Annotated in this window: 17 protein-coding genes and 1 tRNA gene; 1 reads left to right on the top strand and 17 read right to left on the bottom strand. The window is 54.2% G+C overall.

Features of this window, described 5'->3' with window-relative positions:
* Window positions 1-41: 41 nt before the first annotated feature.
* The 10 genes from hisS to trmJ all read right to left on the bottom strand — a co-directional run bounded on the left by hisS (window position 42) and on the right by trmJ (window position 9,359).
* Entirely contained in the window at window positions 42-1,322 is a 1,281-nt protein-coding gene (gene hisS / locus BUA49_RS12600; protein ID WP_072798234.1) for a histidine--tRNA ligase, read from the bottom strand.
* Between the two features lie 50 nt (window positions 1,323-1,372).
* Entirely contained in the window at window positions 1,373-2,491 is a 1,119-nt protein-coding gene (gene ispG, locus BUA49_RS12595) for a flavodoxin-dependent (E)-4-hydroxy-3-methylbut-2-enyl-diphosphate synthase (RefSeq protein WP_072798233.1), read from the bottom strand.
* 36 nt (window positions 2,492-2,527) lie between these two features.
* Window positions 2,528-3,478 carry a RodZ domain-containing protein gene (locus BUA49_RS12590; RefSeq protein WP_072798232.1) on the bottom strand — a complete coding sequence of 317 codons (951 nt, stop codon included), beginning with the start codon at window positions 3,476-3,478 and terminating at the stop codon, window positions 2,528-2,530.
* On the bottom strand, window positions 3,468-4,274 hold the full coding sequence (pilW, locus tag BUA49_RS12585) for a type IV pilus biogenesis/stability protein PilW (RefSeq protein ID WP_228704482.1): 807 nt from the start codon (window positions 4,272-4,274) through the stop codon (window positions 3,468-3,470). Before pilW ends, BUA49_RS12590 begins: the two co-directional genes overlap by 11 nt.
* 42 nt (window positions 4,275-4,316) lie before the next feature.
* Window positions 4,317-5,429 carry a 23S rRNA (adenine(2503)-C(2))-methyltransferase RlmN gene (rlmN, locus tag BUA49_RS12580; protein ID WP_072798231.1) on the bottom strand — a complete coding sequence of 371 codons (1,113 nt, stop codon included), beginning with the start codon at window positions 5,427-5,429 and terminating at the stop codon, window positions 4,317-4,319.
* Window positions 5,430-5,491: 62 nt separating this feature from the next.
* Window positions 5,492-5,920, bottom strand: a complete 429-nt coding sequence (ndk, locus tag BUA49_RS12575; protein WP_072798230.1) for a nucleoside-diphosphate kinase — start codon at window positions 5,918-5,920, stop codon at window positions 5,492-5,494.
* A gap of 67 nt (window positions 5,921-5,987) precedes the next feature.
* On the bottom strand, window positions 5,988-7,136 hold the full coding sequence (locus BUA49_RS12570) for an IscS subfamily cysteine desulfurase (protein WP_072798229.1): 1,149 nt from the start codon (window positions 7,134-7,136) through the stop codon (window positions 5,988-5,990).
* A gap of 18 nt (window positions 7,137-7,154) precedes the next feature.
* Window positions 7,155-7,652, bottom strand: coding sequence for a Fe-S cluster assembly transcriptional regulator IscR (gene iscR, locus BUA49_RS12565; RefSeq protein WP_072798228.1), 498 nt, complete (start codon window positions 7,650-7,652; stop codon window positions 7,155-7,157).
* 77 nt (window positions 7,653-7,729) lie between these two features.
* Entirely contained in the window at window positions 7,730-8,503 is a 774-nt protein-coding gene (gene cysE, locus BUA49_RS12560; protein WP_072798219.1) for a serine O-acetyltransferase, read from the bottom strand.
* The gene (gene trmJ / locus BUA49_RS12555; RefSeq protein ID WP_072798218.1) at window positions 8,496-9,359 is read right to left on the bottom strand and encodes a tRNA (cytosine(32)/uridine(32)-2'-O)-methyltransferase TrmJ; all 864 of its coding nucleotides are present in this window, start codon (window positions 9,357-9,359) and stop codon (window positions 8,496-8,498) included. Before trmJ ends, cysE begins: the two co-directional genes overlap by 8 nt.
* Window positions 9,360-9,542: 183 nt before the next feature.
* On the opposite strand from trmJ, the gene BUA49_RS12550 reads away from it, so the two are divergent.
* On the top strand, window positions 9,543-10,343 hold the full coding sequence (locus BUA49_RS12550; protein WP_072798216.1) for an inositol monophosphatase family protein: 801 nt from the start codon (window positions 9,543-9,545) through the stop codon (window positions 10,341-10,343).
* A 105-nt stretch (window positions 10,344-10,448) separates the two neighbouring features.
* On the opposite strand, the gene secF is transcribed toward BUA49_RS12550, so the two are convergent.
* The 7 genes from secF to flgL all read right to left on the bottom strand — a co-directional run bounded on the left by secF (window position 10,449) and on the right by flgL (window position 17,436).
* Window positions 10,449-11,402 (bottom strand): protein translocase subunit SecF, encoded by a 954-nt coding sequence (gene secF / locus BUA49_RS12545; protein WP_072798215.1) that lies wholly within the window; start codon window positions 11,400-11,402, stop codon window positions 10,449-10,451.
* Window positions 11,395-13,269, bottom strand: a complete 1,875-nt coding sequence (secD, locus tag BUA49_RS12540) for a protein translocase subunit SecD (RefSeq protein WP_072798213.1) — start codon at window positions 13,267-13,269, stop codon at window positions 11,395-11,397. The genes secF and secD overlap by 8 nt, the downstream gene beginning before the upstream one ends.
* 94 nt (window positions 13,270-13,363) lie before the next feature.
* Window positions 13,364-13,729: a preprotein translocase subunit YajC gene (gene yajC / locus BUA49_RS12535; RefSeq protein WP_072798212.1), complete on the bottom strand. Its 366-nt coding sequence runs from the start codon at window positions 13,727-13,729 to the stop codon at window positions 13,364-13,366.
* Window positions 13,730-13,758: 29 nt separating this feature from the next.
* Window positions 13,759-14,880, bottom strand: coding sequence for a tRNA guanosine(34) transglycosylase Tgt (gene tgt / locus BUA49_RS12530; RefSeq protein WP_072798665.1), 1,122 nt, complete (start codon window positions 14,878-14,880; stop codon window positions 13,759-13,761).
* Between the two features lie 14 nt (window positions 14,881-14,894).
* Window positions 14,895-16,007 carry a tRNA preQ1(34) S-adenosylmethionine ribosyltransferase-isomerase QueA gene (gene queA / locus BUA49_RS12525; RefSeq protein ID WP_072798210.1) on the bottom strand — a complete coding sequence of 371 codons (1,113 nt, stop codon included), beginning with the start codon at window positions 16,005-16,007 and terminating at the stop codon, window positions 14,895-14,897.
* A gap of 41 nt (window positions 16,008-16,048) precedes the next feature.
* Window positions 16,049-16,135 (bottom strand) — tRNA-Leu (locus BUA49_RS12520).
* Between the two features lie 80 nt (window positions 16,136-16,215).
* Window positions 16,216-17,436, bottom strand: coding sequence for a flagellar hook-associated protein FlgL (flgL, locus tag BUA49_RS12515; protein WP_072798208.1), 1,221 nt, complete (start codon window positions 17,434-17,436; stop codon window positions 16,216-16,218).
* Between the last annotated feature and the right edge of the window lie 16 nt (window positions 17,437-17,452).

Raw genomic sequence — 17,452 nt, 5'->3', positions numbered from 1 at the left:
TTGACTCCTGTAATGTATTTTTACTTTTATGTTCGTGCGAATCAGTTCGCCAGGGCTTTCGCAAGAACCGCTGCCAGATCACTCTGCGCCACACTGCTCTGGCCTTCGTCCGAGCGCAGCGGTTTGAGACCTGCCGTCGTATTCTCCAGCTCGTTCTCCCCCAATATTACCGCGTAGCGGGCACCACTTCTGCCTGCTTTCTTCATCTGACTCTTGAAGCTGCCGCCGCCGCAATGGCTGATAACCACCCGGCCCTCTAACTCGTCACGCAAATTCTCAGCCAGTGCCAGTGCCGGTGCGACCGCCGCTTCACCCATAGCCGTTACATACACATCCGCGTTACTGTTAGCTTCCTCCGGCACCAGCCCGAGCGTATCGAGCAGCAGAATGAGGCGTTCAAGCCCCATAGCAAAGCCAACAGCAGAGGTCGGTTTCCCGCCAAGCTGTTCTACCAGACCGTCATACCGCCCACCTGCACAAATAGTGCCCTGGGCGCCAAGACTATCGGTAACCCACTCAAAAACAGTTTTTCCGTAGTAGTCGAGCCCGCGAACCAGGGCCGGGTTAACGGTGTATGCAATTCCTGCTACATCAAGCAGCTTCTTGAGCTGGTCAAAGTGCTCCCGTGATTCGGCATCAAGATAATCTTCCAGACGCGGTGCGTCTGTAAGCAATTTGCGCGTGCCCGGGTCTTTACTGTCGAGAATACGCAGCGGATTGGTGTCGAGGCGTCGCTGGCTGTCTTCGTCAAGCTGCGCTTTATACTGCCCCAGGTAGTCCACCAGGGCACCACGAAACTCTTTGCGTGCCGCCGACGAACCAATAGAGTTAATTTCCAGACGTGCATGCGTGCCAAGGCCGAGCTCTTGCCAGAGCCTTGCTGTAAGAATCAGCAGCTCCGCATCAATATCCGGGCCCTGAATGCCAAAACACTCAACACCGATCTGATGGAATTGACGGTAACGGCCCTTTTGTGGCCGCTCATGCCGGAACATCGGCCCGGTGTACCACAATCTGCGAGTCTGGTTGAACAGCAAACCGTGCTCTTCCGCTGCTCGGACACACCCGGCAGTACCTTCGGGACGAAGAGTCAGGCTGTCACCGTTGCGATCCTCAAAGGTGTACATCTCCTTTTCGACGATGTCCGTAACCTCGCCGATGGAGCGCTTGAAGAGATCCGTCTGCTCCACCACGGGCATACGGATTTCCTGATAACCATATTGCCGCAAAACCCTGCGCGCGGTGGATTCAACAAACTGCCACAGCGGTGTCTGCTCTGGCAGGATATCGTTCATCCCGCGTATTGCCTGAATCTTAGCCAATGTAAACCCTTAATTCTTTCTGGATAATCGTGCCTGACCGAGGTAAACGATCACTTGTCTGAACGCGCAATAATGGCATCTTCCCGTTCTTTGCGATTGGCGATCTCTTCACGAATCAGCCGCTCCAGATCGTCGGTAAGGTTTGCATTATCAAGCTTCTGATTCGGCTTTCCGCCCATATAAAACAGGTTTTTCGGACTTCCACCGGTAAGCCCGATGTCGGCCTCTTTGGCTTCACCGGGGCCATTCACGATGCAGCCAATAATGGCAACGTCCAAAGCTTCACGTACATCTTCAAGCCGAACTTCAAGATCGTTCATGGTCTGAATGACATCAAAGTTCTGGCGGGAGCAGCTTGGGCAGGCAATAAAGTTAATGCCCCGGCTACGCAAACGCAGGCTTTTGAGGATATCGAAACCAACCTTGATTTCCTCAACCGGATCTGCCGCCAAAGAAACCCGGATAGTATCGCCGATGCCGTCCATCAAAAGCATACCGAGGCCAATAGATGATTTCACCGTACCTGAGCGGAGCCCGCCGGCTTCGGTAATGCCAAGATGCAGCGGCTGCTCGATCTGGGAGGCAATTTTGCGGTACGCGGCCACGGTCATAAAGATTTCTGAAGCTTTCAGGCTGACTTTGAAATTCTGAAAATCATGCCGGTCCAGAATATCGATATGGCGCATAGCCGACTCAACCAACGCATCGGGGGTCGGCTCTCCGTACTTGCGCTGGAGTTCTTTTTCCAGAGAGCCTGCGTTTACACCGATACGTATCGGTATATTGCGGTCGCGCGCCGCGCTGATCACAGCGCTTACCCGATCTTCTCGACCAATGTTGCCCGGATTGATACGCAAGCAGTCTACGCCCAGCTCGGCAACCCGCAGCGCGATTTTGTGATCAAAGTGAATATCGGCAACCAAAGGCAGCGAAACCCGATCACGAATCTTTCCGAAGGCATCGGCGGCTTCCATTGAAGGAACGGATACCCTCACGATATCCGCACCTGCTTCCTGCAACGCGGCAATCTGGCCTACCGTCGCATCAACATCGCAGGTGTTGGTATTGGTCATACTTTGCACTGCGATTGGCGCATCACCGCCAACGGGTACATTCCCGACCATGATCTGGCGGGATTTGCGTCTTTTGATCGGGGACTCGTGTTTCATTTGCTTGCGACCAACATGAATAAATGCAAAAAATGTTCAGATTGTCAGGGTGAACTCAGATCGATTGTTCACGACCGGAAAGTCGGCGATATCCACAGGTTCACCCTGAAAGCGAATCGCTTTGACGGTATCTACGGCACCAATAACAACTTTCAAAGGCGACTGCCCGGATACTTCGAGCTTGTCTCCCGCCCTTTTCAGGGAGCTTGCCAGGCTATTACCGGTCGCGTCCTGCACCTGTACCCAGCAATCGCCCGTAAAATCTATTTCCAGCCTGCCTGATAAAGAGGCTGCATCTTCACTGACCAATGACTGAGCCAGCGCGGGCTCAGTGGATTGGGCAACAACTGGTATCTGGTCTTGTACAATGTCGTCGGGCAGCACAGAGCCTGCCGCCCCAGCTTCAGGAGCAGCGGCCGCTTCGGCTTCAGTTTCAGTTTGAGGGTCAGGTCGATCACTATTCAGGCCTTGCAGCGTATCTGAAGCAGCTGTTGAGCCTGCTTCAGAAGCCTGATTGCCCGGTGCCGACATTGTGGAAAGCGAGTCTCCGACTTCCCCGGAGCTGAACTTTGGCACAACGAACATGACAACGAGACCGCCGATGAACACAGCCGCCGCGACCAGCAAAAGTAGCTTGCCAATCCTTTGTTTTCTGCGCCTCCGCCGCTCAATATCTACTAGCGGATTGGCTTCCAGCTCGCGGGCTTTCTGTAGTCGCGCGGGTTCAAGCTCTCTATTCAGATCCGCAATAATTGTGTCGCCGTTGAGGCCAACCTGCTTGGCATAGGCCCGAGCATAGCCCTTGAGAAAAAGCTCACTGTCGATCTGCCCGTAGTCACCGTTCTCAATTGCCTGGATAACAACGATTCTCAAATGCTGCGCGTCAGCAATCTGGGAAATGCTCAGTCCATGCCTTTCCCTTGCCTTCTTTAACTGTTGACCAACGGTTTCAGTCGACACGGTCTGTTGGGTTTCATCACTTGTCATTAGAAATCAGCGCCTTGTATTGTTGGTACTCTACTGACTCCGGGTACTTGTTTTTCAGTTGCAACACCATGCTGGACTCCTGGTTTCCGTCTCCAAGATACCGCGCGATGCGGATGCCCGTTAACAGACTTTCAGGTGAATGCTGCAGACGCTCGTTTCTCTGCATTATCAGCAGCAGACGATCGTAATAACGTGCAGCGCCTGCCAAATCGCCGGACTCCACCATCACACGGGAAAGCGAAAGCAACGAACGAGCGTCGCCGCGGCTCAACTCAGAAGCACGACGATAAGACACTATAGCTTCATCCAGCTGGCCGAGTCGTTCCTGCGTCATACCCAGATTATAAAAAACGGACCCACGATCGCTGTACTCGGTATCTCTGGACGCGGCACGAAACTGATCACGAGACTCTTCCATCCGCCCTTGGGAATAGAGAAATGCACCGTAATACACTCTGGCACGGGTGTAACCGGCATCTTTGGCAATTGCCTGCCTGAAACTCTTTTCTGCAAGCTCGGGCTCGCCATCAGAGTGATAGATTAACCCCTGCGTCGCAAGAGCAGAAGGGCTCTCCGGCGCAAGTTCCAGAGCACGATCAAGATGGTGTCTCGCCCGCTCGACATTACCCTGACCAATGTAAGCGGTAGCAAGCTGAACATAGGTTTCGACGGCTTTCTGATGATCCTCCTCGCGGGAGAAACGGCTGTCTGTTGTGGTGACGCAGCCGGTGATAAAAAGAGCGACCAGCAAGGTTGCTACAGCAGCAAAACGCCTACTCACCGATTCTATAGCCACAAAATGTATCCCTCGAAGATTAAGCGTTGCAGACGTCCCCTTTCAGGGGTTCACCTGCTGAACATTGATATATCGTTGGCTTCGACGGGTGCGGTCTTCCACCTTGCCAACCAGCTGGCCGCAGGCAGCGTCAATATCATCGCCCCGGGTCGTTCTGATGGTAGCGATATAACCCGCTTCATTGAGAATGGCCTGAAAACGCCTGGTGGCGTTCATGCTTGGCCGGCGAAAGTCGCTCTCAGGGAACGGATTAAAGGGAATAAGATTGATCTTGCAAGGCAGATCCCGCAGCAGTTCAGCAAGTTCTCTGGCGTGCTCCGGCTTGTCATTCATGCCTTCAATGACCGTGTATTCAATGGTCGCCTTTCGCTTTTCAGGCAAACGGCTAAAGTACCGACGCGTTGCAGCGAGAAGTTCCGCAATCGGGTACTTCTTGTTAAGCGGAACCAACTGATTCCTCAACTCATCATTGGGGGCATGCAGCGAAATGGCCAGTGAAACATCTGTAACTTCCGCTAGCTTGTCAATACCCGGTACTACCCCGGATGTGCTCAGCGTAACCCTGCGTTTGGAGATGCCATAAGCGAGATCTTCCATCATCAAAAACATGGCATCTACCACGTTGTCAAAGTTCAGCAGGGGCTCACCCATGCCCATCATGACAACGTTGGTAATTGGCCGATCCGGGCCCGGCTCAAAAGGCATGAACGCCTTACGTGCAACCCAAACCTGGCCGATAATTTCAGCAGCCGTGAGGTTCCGGTTAAAACCACGCTTGCCGGTAGAGCAGAAGGTGCAGTCAAGGGTGCAGCCGATTTGCGACGATACGCACAACGTACCGCGTTCGCCGTCAGGAATCAGCACAGTTTCAACGTTGTTGCCGTTATCCATGCGCATGACCCACTTGCGGGTGCCGTCTTTTGACGTTTCGTCATAGACAACTTCCGGGCCGCGAACCTCAGCCACCTGCTTAAGCTTGTCCCGCAGGGGTTTGCTCATATTGGTCATTTGATCGAAGTCATCCACGCCGCGCTGATGCATCCACTGCAGCAACTGAGTGGCGCGAAAACGTTTTTCTCCCAGGGAATCAAAGTAAGCCTCAAGCTTGGCCTTCGGCATCCCCAGAAGATTGGTTTTTTCAGCGGCCGCTGTCATTTTATAACCTCGATCAGATAACCAATACGGAGACTGCCAACGGCAGCCCCCTAGCAACAGAATCAGCCGCGCGGGCAGATTTCGTTGTCATTGAAAAAATAGGCGATTTCGCGCTCTGCGGAAGCAGCAGAGTCAGATCCGTGAACCGCATTCGCGTCGATAGATGAAGCGAAATCGGCGCGAATTGTGCCTGCGTCGGCTTCCTTCGGGTTGGTAGCGCCCATCAGGTCACGGTTTTTCAGGATGGCGCCTTCGCCTTCCAAAGTCTGAACGACAACCGGGCCGGACGTCATGAATGCCACCAGATCGTTAAAGAACGGACGTTCTTTATGCTCAGCATAAAAGCCTTCAGCCTGTTCCTGGGTCAGGTGCATCATGCGCGAGGCAACAATGCTCAGACCAGCTTTCTCAAAGCGGCTATAAATTTCACCGATCACATTCTTTGCAACTGCATCGGGCTTGATAATAGAAAGCGTGCGCTCGTTAGCCATTGTATTTCTCCTGTAAGGTTCGGTTAAATTTCAGGCCTGAGATTATACGCAGTCGAAGGCCCACTGCCTACCGCACTGCACGAAGGCGAGTAACAACATCAACAATTTGCGCACTGGCAAAGGCAATTTCTTCGGCGGTTGTGTAACGCCCGACAGAAAACCGCAACGAGCGATGGGCCAGCTCATCGCTCAACCCGATACCACGAAGCACAAAAGAAGGCTCTACGGTGGCAGAGGCGCAAGCGGAACCAGAGGATACTGCCAGATCCCGCAGCCCAAGCATCAGAGACTCCGCTTCGACCCCCTCAAACGACAGATTGATAATTCCTGGTACGCGACAGGTATCGGAACCGTTCAGGGCCACCCCGGGCAACGCTTCCAAGCCGGCCAGAAACGATGAGCGCAAATGCTCCAAATGCTGTATCTCGTCCTCAAGACAGGCCTCAGCGATTGCAAATGCCTTACCCATACCCGCAATCTGGTGCGTTGGCAGGGTTCCGGAACGCATGCCACGCTCATGACCACCGCCATGGATCTGAGCCTCTATGCGCACATCGGGCGAACGCCTGACATAGAGCGCACCAACACCTTTGGGGCCGTATACTTTGTGGCCAGAGAGAGACATCAGGTCCACTGGCATGGCGGTGACATCAATGGGCAGCTTGCCGGCAGCCTGAGCCGCATCTACGTGAAACATCACGCCACGACTGCGGAGCTCTGCACCAATAACCGCTATATCGGTCACGCAACCCAGTTCATTGTTGACGAGCATCAGGCTCACCAGAACGGTTTCCGGCTTAAGCGCACTGAATACCTGATCAGGCTGTATGCGACCGTCACTGCCTGGATCCAGCCAGGTAACCCCAACGCCCTGCGCTTCCAGCCACTTACAAGTATCCACAACAGCCTTGTGCTCAATGGTTGACGTTATGATGTGCGCATTATCACGACCGGCAACCGCTCCCTTGATAGCAAGGTTGTCCGACTCGGTGGCTCCGGAGGTCCAGACAATTTCGCGGGGATCGGCATGAATCAGGCTCGCAACCTGGCCACGGGCTGACTCCACAGCAGCTTCCGCTTGCCAGCCAAAGCCATGAGAGCGGGAAGCCGGATTGCCAAAAACGCCATCAAGGGTCAGATATTTGATCATTTCATCAGCGACTGCGGGGTCAACGGGCGTCGTTGCAGCGTAATCGAGGTACACAGGCTTTTTCATAAAATACAGAGGCTTGATTCAGGCGGGCGCCTGATCAATCAGACGCTCGGTATTAATCGTGTCAGAGTCGCCATCAGCCTGACGGCGGTTCTGCCTGTCCGCAACCTGGCGGATTTCGTATCTTTTCATCAGGTCACCGAGACTGATCTCGCTGAGAAACTGATGAATCTGATCACTCAGATCGGACCAAAGGTGATGAGTCAGGCATTTTTCACCGTTCTGGCAATCACCCTTATTTCCACATCTGGTCGTATCGAGGGACTCATTCACCGCATCGACCACATCCGCAATGTAAATATCGGCGGCGACACGACTCAAACGATACCCTCCTCCGGGACCACGGATACTGGCCACCAACTCCCGGCGGCGAAGGCGTGAAAACAGCTGCTCCAGATAGGAAAGAGAAATTTCCTGACGGGCTGAAATATCCGCAAGAGTCACCGGCCCTTGCCCTCCGTGAAGAGCAAGATCCAGCATTGCCGTGACGGCGTAGCGGCCTTTGGTAGTCAACTTCATGGCATCAGCCCCGTGATGGGATTGAATCTCGATATCGGAGACCGAGTATGAATTGACCAAGTAATCCAGTCAAGTATTCAGCCCCGATCCTCGCTGTCGTCTCGCACGCAATCAAAATCCTCTTCATCCAGAACCGGTAACTCTCCGTTCTGGTATTCACTGTTCACTTTACGGAGCGCTTTGCACATGGTCTCGATGCGATCATCTACGGCATGCATGTGATCCAGCAACGCTCGCACGGAGCGGGCCACGGGATCCGGCATTTCCTCCGTCACGCCATAAGCATCGAACCCCATACGCTCTTCCATTATCTTGCGACGAGCGTCGTCTCCCGTCTTCTGTTTCACGATGATCCTGCCCGGAATACCCACAACAGTCGCGCCGGCAGGGACCGCCTTGGTTACCACGGAATTCGACCCGATTTTGGCACCCTCACCCACCTCAAAAGGCCCCAGTATCTTGGCGCCAGCACCCACAACAACGCCGTCGCCAATAGTGGGGTGGCGCTTACCCTTATTCCAGCTTGTCCCACCGAGGGTGACACCCTGATACAGGGTAACGTCGTCTCCTATAACGGTTGTTTCACCTATGACCACACCCATGCCGTGGTCAATAAAGAACCGCCGGCCAATCGTGGCTCCCGGATGTATTTCTATACCCGTAAACCATCGCGCCAGTGTAGAAATAGTGCGCGCGAGCCATTTAAGCCCTGCATTCCAAAGCCAGTGTGAAAACCGGTGGATAAGCAGAGCATGGAGCCCCGGGTAGTTTGTCAGCACCTCGAAGGTATTCCTGGCAGCAGGATCCCGATGAAAAACGCTCTTTATATCTTCACGCAAATGCTTAAACATGGCCGTCTTCCTGTCCGGTCGGTTCTGTACCGGCCTGGGTTCGTTTCTCATTCCCCGACGCCCCGGCGGCCTTTTGCACCGCACTCAGAATCCCCCGGAGGATATTGATCTCCATCTGATCAAGCTTTGCCCGCTGAAACAGACGACGTAAACGGGACATCAGTTGCCGTGGATTATCCCGGCGGTGAAAGTCCACATCTTGCAAAGTCTGTTCAAGATGACCGAAAAAGCCCTCAACATCACCCACCTTGGCAGGTGGCACATCCCAGCCCGCATCACCGGGCGCCAACATCGGTGTTAAATAAGGGCTACCCTTACCGCCTTCAAGGTTACGCAGAAAAAGCATGCGCAATTCGTAGCACATGACTTGAACCGCCATGGCCAGGTTCAGTGAGCTGTAATCAGGGTTTGATGGAATGTGAATGTGATAATGGCAACGGTGCAGTTCATCATTGCTCAAGCCGTGGTTTTCCCGCCCGAACACGAGCGCTACCGGGCCAGCCAGACTATTTTCCGCCGCAATGGCAGCCGCCTCCGGTGGTGGCAAAACCGGCCAAGGCACCTTGCGCCCCCGCGCGCTGGTACCCATAACCATCACACAGTCTTCCAACGCCTCGTCCAGGGTTGGCACTACCTGTGCCCGATCCAGTATATCGGAGGCTCCGGCCGCCCTGGCGTATGAAGCCTCGTCGGGGAATGAATTCGGGTTTACCAGCCAAAGATTGGCGAGCCCCATATTCTTCATGGCGCGGGCAACGGCTCCGATATTCCCCGAATGAGAAGTCTCAACAAGGACAATCCGGATCTGATCCTGAAACGCGTCCGGTCCTTCCAGTGGCGGAGATGGTTTGTGCATTGGCTGCAGGCCCAAAGTTAAAATTTAAGGGCGGCCATGATAGCAGATAGCAATCACTTTCTGCGCCCCGGATAATCCCTGATATCGCCTTATCCGTGCTATTCCTCAGTCAAAAAACATACAAGGGCGGTCATCTTTTGCTATCATGCTCGGCCTTCACACACCCGGATAACGAACTCTCAGATGCAACCAGCTATTAAAATGGCCCTGCGCGTCGCGCGTCAGGGGTCGGATTACCTGAAAGCCCACTTCGAGCGCCAGGAGCCTACCGGGAAGGACGACGACGAACGTCGCCTCCAGTTGGACCGGGTAGAGCAATCCATTTATGACAACTTTGCCGAGCAGCTCGAAAAATCCTACAAAGATCACACCATCGCGCCGCTGAACGAATCAGACGCCGGAACCAGTGAAAGAAGCTGGCATATTTTCCCGGTTATGGGTCGCGAAAACTTCCTGAGAGGCATCCCCGAGTTTGCCTTGGCTCTGGCACAGAAGAAAAACAACCGCACCGAGAGCCTGCTTCTGGTGAACCCGGTTACTGGCGAAGAATATTCTGCCAGCCGTGGGCGTGGAGCTTCGCTGAACAGCCGCAGAGTGCGCGCCTCAGAGGTTAAGCACACAGAAAAGGCAGCCTTTTCCACCAACCTGCTGGATCAGGCACGCAAGAGCGACAACCCGCTCCTCTGGGGTGAAATGGCCGCCGTACTGGCCCAGAACTCCTCCATGTTCCGCACGTCCGGCTGCGTGGTTCTCGATATTGCTCGCGTTTCCGCCGGCCTTCTGGATGCGGCTGTGATCTTTCGCCCGGAAGCCGTAGACCTGGATCTCGGCGTAACCCTGGCCATGGAATCCGGCGCACTCAGCGGCGACTTCTCAGGCAACCCATCGACAGGCAACGCCCGTCAATTGGTGGTTGCGAACCCGAAACTGTTCCGGGAAGTCCTTAAAGTGCTGCACCCGTTCCGTGGCCGCATACCCGGCTAAAGTGAACACCCGGTTCTGAGGCCAAAGCGAGGTTCCGGGCACAAAAAAACCGCCACTTTTCAGTTGGCGGTTTTTTTGTGCCCGAAGATCAGCCCCGATAAAGAATCACATACGATCGAGCCATTCCGGTGGCTGCTCGTCCTCTTCGGCATCTACAGCACCCTCTTTCGCCGGAACCATAAGATCCTCGCGGGAAACGCCCATAACCATCAATAGATTGGCGGATACATAAATGGACGAGTAAGTACCCACTACAACACCGATAATCAACGCGAGAGCAAAGTTGTTGATCGCTTCACCGCCCAGGAAATACAAAGCCAGTAAAACCACCAGCGTGGTGCCCGAAGTGTTTATGGTTCGGGCGATGGTCTGGTGAATAGACTCATTGATAATATCCCAGGGTTCACCCACCCGCATTTTGCGAAAGTTTTCACGGATGCGATCCGCCACAACGATGGTGTCGTTCAGCGAGTAGCCGATAACAGCCAGCAGTGCAGCGAGAACCGTCAGATCGAAGGTCCACTGGAACAGTGCAAAGAGCCCCAGAACGATAATAACGTCGTGAGCCAAGGGCACCACCGAGGCAATACCAAACTTGAACTGGAATCGCATGCCCACATAAATCAGCACTACCGCAAGCGCAAGCAGAAGCCCAAGGCCGCTTTCCTCCTTCAGCTCATCACCGACCTGTGACCCCACAAACTCGGAGCTTATCAGCTTCGGCTTATCACCGGTTGCAGCCAGAACACTCATGATCTCCTGAGCGAGCTGATCGTTGCCCGATTCCGACAAGCGCACCAGAACGATGGTGTCGGCGCCGAAGTTTTGCACCACAAACTGGTCGTATCCCGCCTCCGTCAGGCTGGAACGCAGCTGACCCAGCTGCGGCGCTTGCTTGTATTCCAGCTCGACTGACGTACCGCCGGTAAAGTCCATACCAAAGTTAAGGCCACGAACTCCCAGAAGCACGATAGACGCTAGCACCAGAACAATGGAGATTACAGAAGCAACCTTCCGGAACCCCATAAAATCAAACGGTTTCTTCTGATCATCAGACATTGGCGAGCTTTCCTCCGATCGACAGTTTCTCGACCCTACGGCCGCCATAAACGATATTGACGATACTCCGGCTGACCATCAGCCCGGAGAACATCGACGTCAGAATCCCGATACACAATGTTATCGCGAAGCCTTTCACCGGACCGGTGCCCATTGCGAAGAGAATAATGGCAACAAGCAAGGTAGTAATGTTCGCATCAAAGATGGACACAAAGGCACGGGAGTAACCCGTGTTTATAGCAAGCTGCGGTGATGCGCCCCCTTTGAGCTCCTCTTTGATGCGCTCGAATATAAGCACGTTGGCGTCCACCGCCATACCTACGGTTAGCACGATGCCAGCAATACCCGGCAACGTTAGCGTGGCAGAGAGGATGGACATACAAGCTATAAGAAGCATCAGATTAATGGTCAGAGCGACATTCGCCACAACCCCGAACCCGCGGTAATAGGCCGCCATATATAGCAGAACAAGAATAAACCCGAGGGCTACCGACATCATGCCGGCATCGATGTTCTTCTGCCCAAGGCTTGGCCCGATGGTGCGCTCCTGTACAAAGTACATGGGCGCCGCCAAAGCACCGGCTCGCAGAAGCAGTGCAAGTTCCGATGCCTCAGGAATAGAATCAAGCCCCGTGATTCGGAAGCTGCTCCCCAGAGCGGATTGAACGGTAGCCAGGCTGATAATGCCCTTCTCCACAACCCGCTTTTCTGTTTCCACCGGCTCGCCGTTTACCATTCTGGTTTCGGTTTCCGTACGGAACTCTATAAACAGAACAGCCATGCGTCGGCCGATGGCGTTGCGTGTTGCGCGATTCATCAGGTCGCCACCCACAGAGTCCATTGTAATGCTGACCTGTGGCTGACCATTCTCATCGAACGCCTGTTGCGCATTGGCAACGTTATTACCGGTGGCAATAAGCTCACGCTGCAGGCGGGCAGTGCGCTGCGGTTCGTCACGGAAGCCGAACGTCTCGGTTTCACCTGCCGCTGCATCCGGACGCGCCTCCATACGGAATTCCAGATTTGCTGTGGCACCAAGAACACGTTTGGCCTGGGCGGTGTCCTGAACACCAGGAAGCTCCACAATAATCCGGTCAGCACCCTGCTGCTGAACCAAAGGCTCAGCCACACCAAGCTCGTTTACCCGGTTACGGATCGTGGTCAGGTTCTGCTCAAGGGCATACTCGCGGATGGCGCTCACCTCACCTTCAGACAAGGTAAGAACGATCTGGAGCTCGTCACCGCTGGTTCTCTGGTCCAGCAAAAACTCATTGTATTGGCGCCGTATCAGGGCAAAAGCCTCAGCACGCGACGCTTCATCCCTGAAACTCAGAACGATGTCACGCTTACCTTCAACATCACCGCCGCGATAGCGAATACGCTCGTCACGAAGCTCCTGCTTTATCTGACCCGAGACAGCTTCCAGTCTCTGGCCAACGGCTGTATCCATGTCCACTTCCAGAAGAAAGTGAACACCACCACGGAGGTCGAGACCGAGCTTCATTGGCCCCGCACCCAGACTTTTCAGCCAGGACGGCGTGGACGCTGCCATATTGAGCGCGACAAGGTAGTCTCTACCAAGGGCCGCCTGAACGGCAGGACGGGCGCGCAACTGGTCATCGGAGCTGGTTAACCGGATAAGGGCATCCCGATCCTCAAGCGTACTGCTTTTAACCTCAATACCGTCCGATTCCAGCGCTTTAACGGCTCTGTCGAGCACAACAGAATCAACTTGGGTGCTGCTACGTGCACCGGTGATCTGCACAGCGTAATCATCGGGGAACAGATTGGGTAAAGCATAGATAAACCCGATCAAGATCGCGATCAGGATAACCAGGTTTTTCCAAAGCGGGTACTTGTTCAGCATGGGATCCCTTGTAGCCGGCCCGGCGGCCGGCCTTGGTGTTTCAGCCAGGAAGGTTAAGGCCAGCGGGTCTCAGGGCCGGCCAGAAAGACCTTGCTTAGATATCTTTGATCGTACCTTTCGGCAGTGCGGCGGCAACCGCCACTTTCTGTACCTTTACTTCAACATTGTCAGCAATTTCAACAACGATGAAATCGTCAGTTACTTTGGTGATTTTTCCAGCAATACCACCGGAAGTGACTACTTCGTCACCCTTGTTCAGGCCAGACATCAGTGATTTGTGCTCTTTGGCGCGCTTGGATTGCGGACGCCAGATCAGGAAGTAGAAAATCAGAATAAAGCCGGCGAAGAAGATCACCTGACCCATAACGCCCATTCCACCAGCTGCGCCGCCATCCTGAGCCATCGCCAGTGCGGGCATCATTGCCATAAGGCCGACTAAAAACAACTTGATTGATTTCATTAAAACTCTCCGTTGATTAAGAAAAATGGTTACCCATTACCCATAGCTGGCACAGTCTCGCCGCGCAGAGCATAGAAGTCGTTTATAAAGTTCGACAATGTACCTGCTTCAATGGCCCCGCGCAATCCGGCCATCAGGTTCTGATAGAAACGCAAGTTGTGAATTGTATTCAGCTGAGCGCCGAGCATTTCTCCACATTTATCCAGATGATGCAGATAACTTCTCGAAAAGTTCTCACAGGTATAGCAGTCACACCGCTCATCCAACGGTGCAGTATCGTGGCGATGCCTGGCATTACGGATCTTGACGATACCGACAGAAGTGAACAGGTAACCATTACGGGCATTTCTCGTAGGCATCACACAGTCGAACATGTCGACGCCCCGGCGAACCGCTTCAACGAGGTCTTCAGGCCGCCCTACCCCCATCAGATAGCGCGGCTTGTCGCCGGGCATTTTCGACGGCAGGTGGTCGAGTATGCGAATCATATCCTCTTTCGGCTCACCAACCGACAGACCTCCAATGGCGTAACCATCGAACCCGATATCCGTCAGGCCTTCCAGAGAACGATCTCTCAGGGATTCGTACATTCCGCCCTGAACAATTCCGAACAGAGCGGCAGGATTGCCCTCATGGGCATCTTTGCTGCGCTTTGCCCAACGCAAGGAGAGCTCCATGGACTCCTTCGCCTGCTTCTCAGTTGCAGGGTAAGGAGTACACTCATCAAAGATCATTACAATATCGGAGCCCAGATCGCGCTGAACCTGAATCGCTATTTCCGGTGACAGCTTAACCGGCGAACCATCTATCGGAGAGCGGAAAGTTACCTCCTCTTCGGTAATCTTGCGCATTTCGCCCAGGCTGAATACCTGAAAACCGCCTGAGTCCGTAAGGATCGGCCCCTTCCACTGTGTAAAATCGTGGAGATCACCGTGGGCTTTTACCACCTCTGTGCCAGGGCGCAGCATCAGGTGGAAGGTGTTGCCGAGAATGATTTCAGCGCCGGTCTCATGGATATCGCGTGGCAACATCCCTTTAACCGTTCCGTAAGTACCTACTGGCATAAACGCCGGGGTTTCAACCGTACCCCGCGGAAAGGTCAGCCTGCCACGCCGGGCCAGGCCATCTTCTCCCAGTTTTTCAAAGGACATGAAACAGGACTGGCTCACGGCTTGTCTCCGCTATTGAGTGGTGATGGGCTGACTGCCTGAGCAGGCTCATCCGGTGCACCAAGCAGCATACCCCGGCTCGGTTCCTGCCCGGTTATGAACATGGCATCGCCATAACTGAAAAACCGATACTTCTCGGCAACCGCATCGCGGTAGGCATGCATCACATGCTCATAACCTGCGAACGCACTGACCAGCATGATCAGCGTGGATTCCGGCAAGTGGAAATTGGTGACCAACGCATCAACGGCCTGGAACCGGTAGCCCGGATGAATAAAAATATCCGTTTCACCCCGGAAAGCTCTCAGATAACCACCCCGGCTTGCAGACTCAAGAGACCGCACCGACGTAGTACCAACGGCGACCACGCGGCCACCCCGGGCACGGACGCGGTTAACCGCCTCTACCACTTCCTCGGGCACATGCACTATCTCACTGTGCATAATATGCTCATCTATCCGGTCTACGCGCACTGGCTGAAACGTTCCGGCTCCCACATGCAAGGTAACAAACGCGCTCTCCACGCCCCGTGCTCTCAGGGCTTCCAGAACGTCGTCATCAAAATGCAGGCCGGCCGTAGGCGCTGCAACAGCGCCGGGTTCCTTCGCGTAGACGGTCTGATAGCGCTCACGATCGGTAGATTCATCAGGCCGGTCAACATAAGGCGGCAGGGGCATGTGCCCGATGCGCTCCAGCATATCGAGCACCGGCTCATCGGCCTCGCTCTCCAGATGGAACAGGGCATCACTCCGGCCGGTCATACGCAGTGCGGTACCGTCCTCAAGAATGACCTTCTGACCTTCTTTCAGCGCTTTGGACGCGCGAACGTGTGCAACAAGATCATGCTCACCGGTTACCCGCTCTACCAACACCTCAACCTGACCACCGGTTTCTTTTATTCCGAACAGGCGGGCCGGTATAACACGGGTATTATTGAAAACGAGCAGATCACCGGGCTGTAGCAAATCCGGGAGATCAGTGAAAAGACGGTGTGCAATATCACCGGTATTGCCTTCAAGGCATAGAAGACGGGAAGCGCTGCGCTCCCTGAGAGGGTACCGGGCGATGAGTTCGTTCGGGAGATCAAAGTGAAAATCGGAGACGTTCATGGACTGGGCTGTTCACGACGCCGCATTATGCGACTTGAATATGGTAGCGGCGGGCGGACTCGAACCGCCACACTATTTCTAGCAACGGATTTTGAATCCGTCGTGTCTACCAATTCCACCACGCCGCCAACGAAGTGGGAGGATTATACTTAGCCTGATCGTGAAAGCAATACACAGAGCCTGCGAGTTTTCCCGCAAGCTCTGTCATTTATAACCGATCGAATAACGACAACTGGGAAACCTGGGCAAACGATTGCTGCGCCGCCTGCAGCACAAAACTCTGGAAGCTGAGATTGCTGATCGCTTCTGCGTAATCCACATCCTGCAACTGCGAGCGGATCTCGTTGGTATACACCGAGGAATCTGCAAGAAAATTCCTGGTAGATTCCACAGCGTTCATGCGACCGCCAAGCTCCGTCTGTTTCAGCAGCATGCTCTCCTGAGCGCTGTCGAGGTTAACCAGAGACTGCGCGATCAAATCATCATACGCTGCGCGACCCTCTGCCGTGCCCTTGTCGAGGGAATCAAGGCCGGCAATCAGGTTTTCGATGGTTCCAAAAACAGACTGTTTCTCATTGATTTTCAGTGTGAAGGAATCTCCTGCTCCCGGCGTTACATCCGAAATGGTTGCTTCCACCCCGGCAACCACAAAAGGCTCTCCGCTCTCGTAAGCTGGCGGGCTGACCGTAAGCGTGTTGCCCTGGCTATCTTGGGCCTGGATATTACCGGCGCCGTCTACCGTGAGAGCAATATCATCTGGGAAGGTGCCGCTATAGGCTGCGCTAAGATCAGCTTCATTAACAACCGAAACTCCAGAGATAAAACCACCTGAAACATTGTTGGTGTAATCTCCGGTAGCCGCTGCAGGAACATTCACGAAAATGCCCTTGCCGTTATCGCTGATAGGCACGGTCACCCCATCATCAATCTCCAGAACCCGCTGACCTTCGTCGCCCTGATAAACGTACTTTCCTGCATCATCCTGCTGGAAAGCCTGAACCGAACCCTGGAAGCCGCTGAAAATATATTCACCAGATGCATCCCGGGTATTCCCGATATTGGCAAGCTGCCCCAGTCTCTCTTTCATTTCCGAAGAAATTGACCGCCGGTCATTGGGCGATAGAGACCCGTTACCCGCCTGCACCGTCAGCTCACGAATACGCTGAAGCACGTCCACAGAACCCGCCAGAGCGCTCTCCTCCTGACTGAGGCGATTGTCTGCGAGGTTCACGTTGCGCTCATAGGTGCTCACCCGCGACAATTCCTGGTCAAGCTTCAGAATGCGGGCTGCAGCCACCGGGTCGTCGGAAGGCTTGTTCACCCGCTTACCCGTGGATATCTGTTGTTGCGTGCTGTTCAGATTGCTGTTCAGCTCCTGCAAACGGTTGATACCACCAGAGAATATCTGTTGTGATGAAATTCTGATCATGTCACATCACCTCATC

The organism is Marinobacter antarcticus (genome assembly GCF_900142385.1).
In the GTDB taxonomy this organism is placed as follows: Bacteria; Pseudomonadota; Gammaproteobacteria; order Pseudomonadales; family Oleiphilaceae; genus Marinobacter; species Marinobacter antarcticus.
Note: the sequence above shows the minus strand (reverse complement) of the source record. Positions and strands in the feature narration are given on the sequence as shown.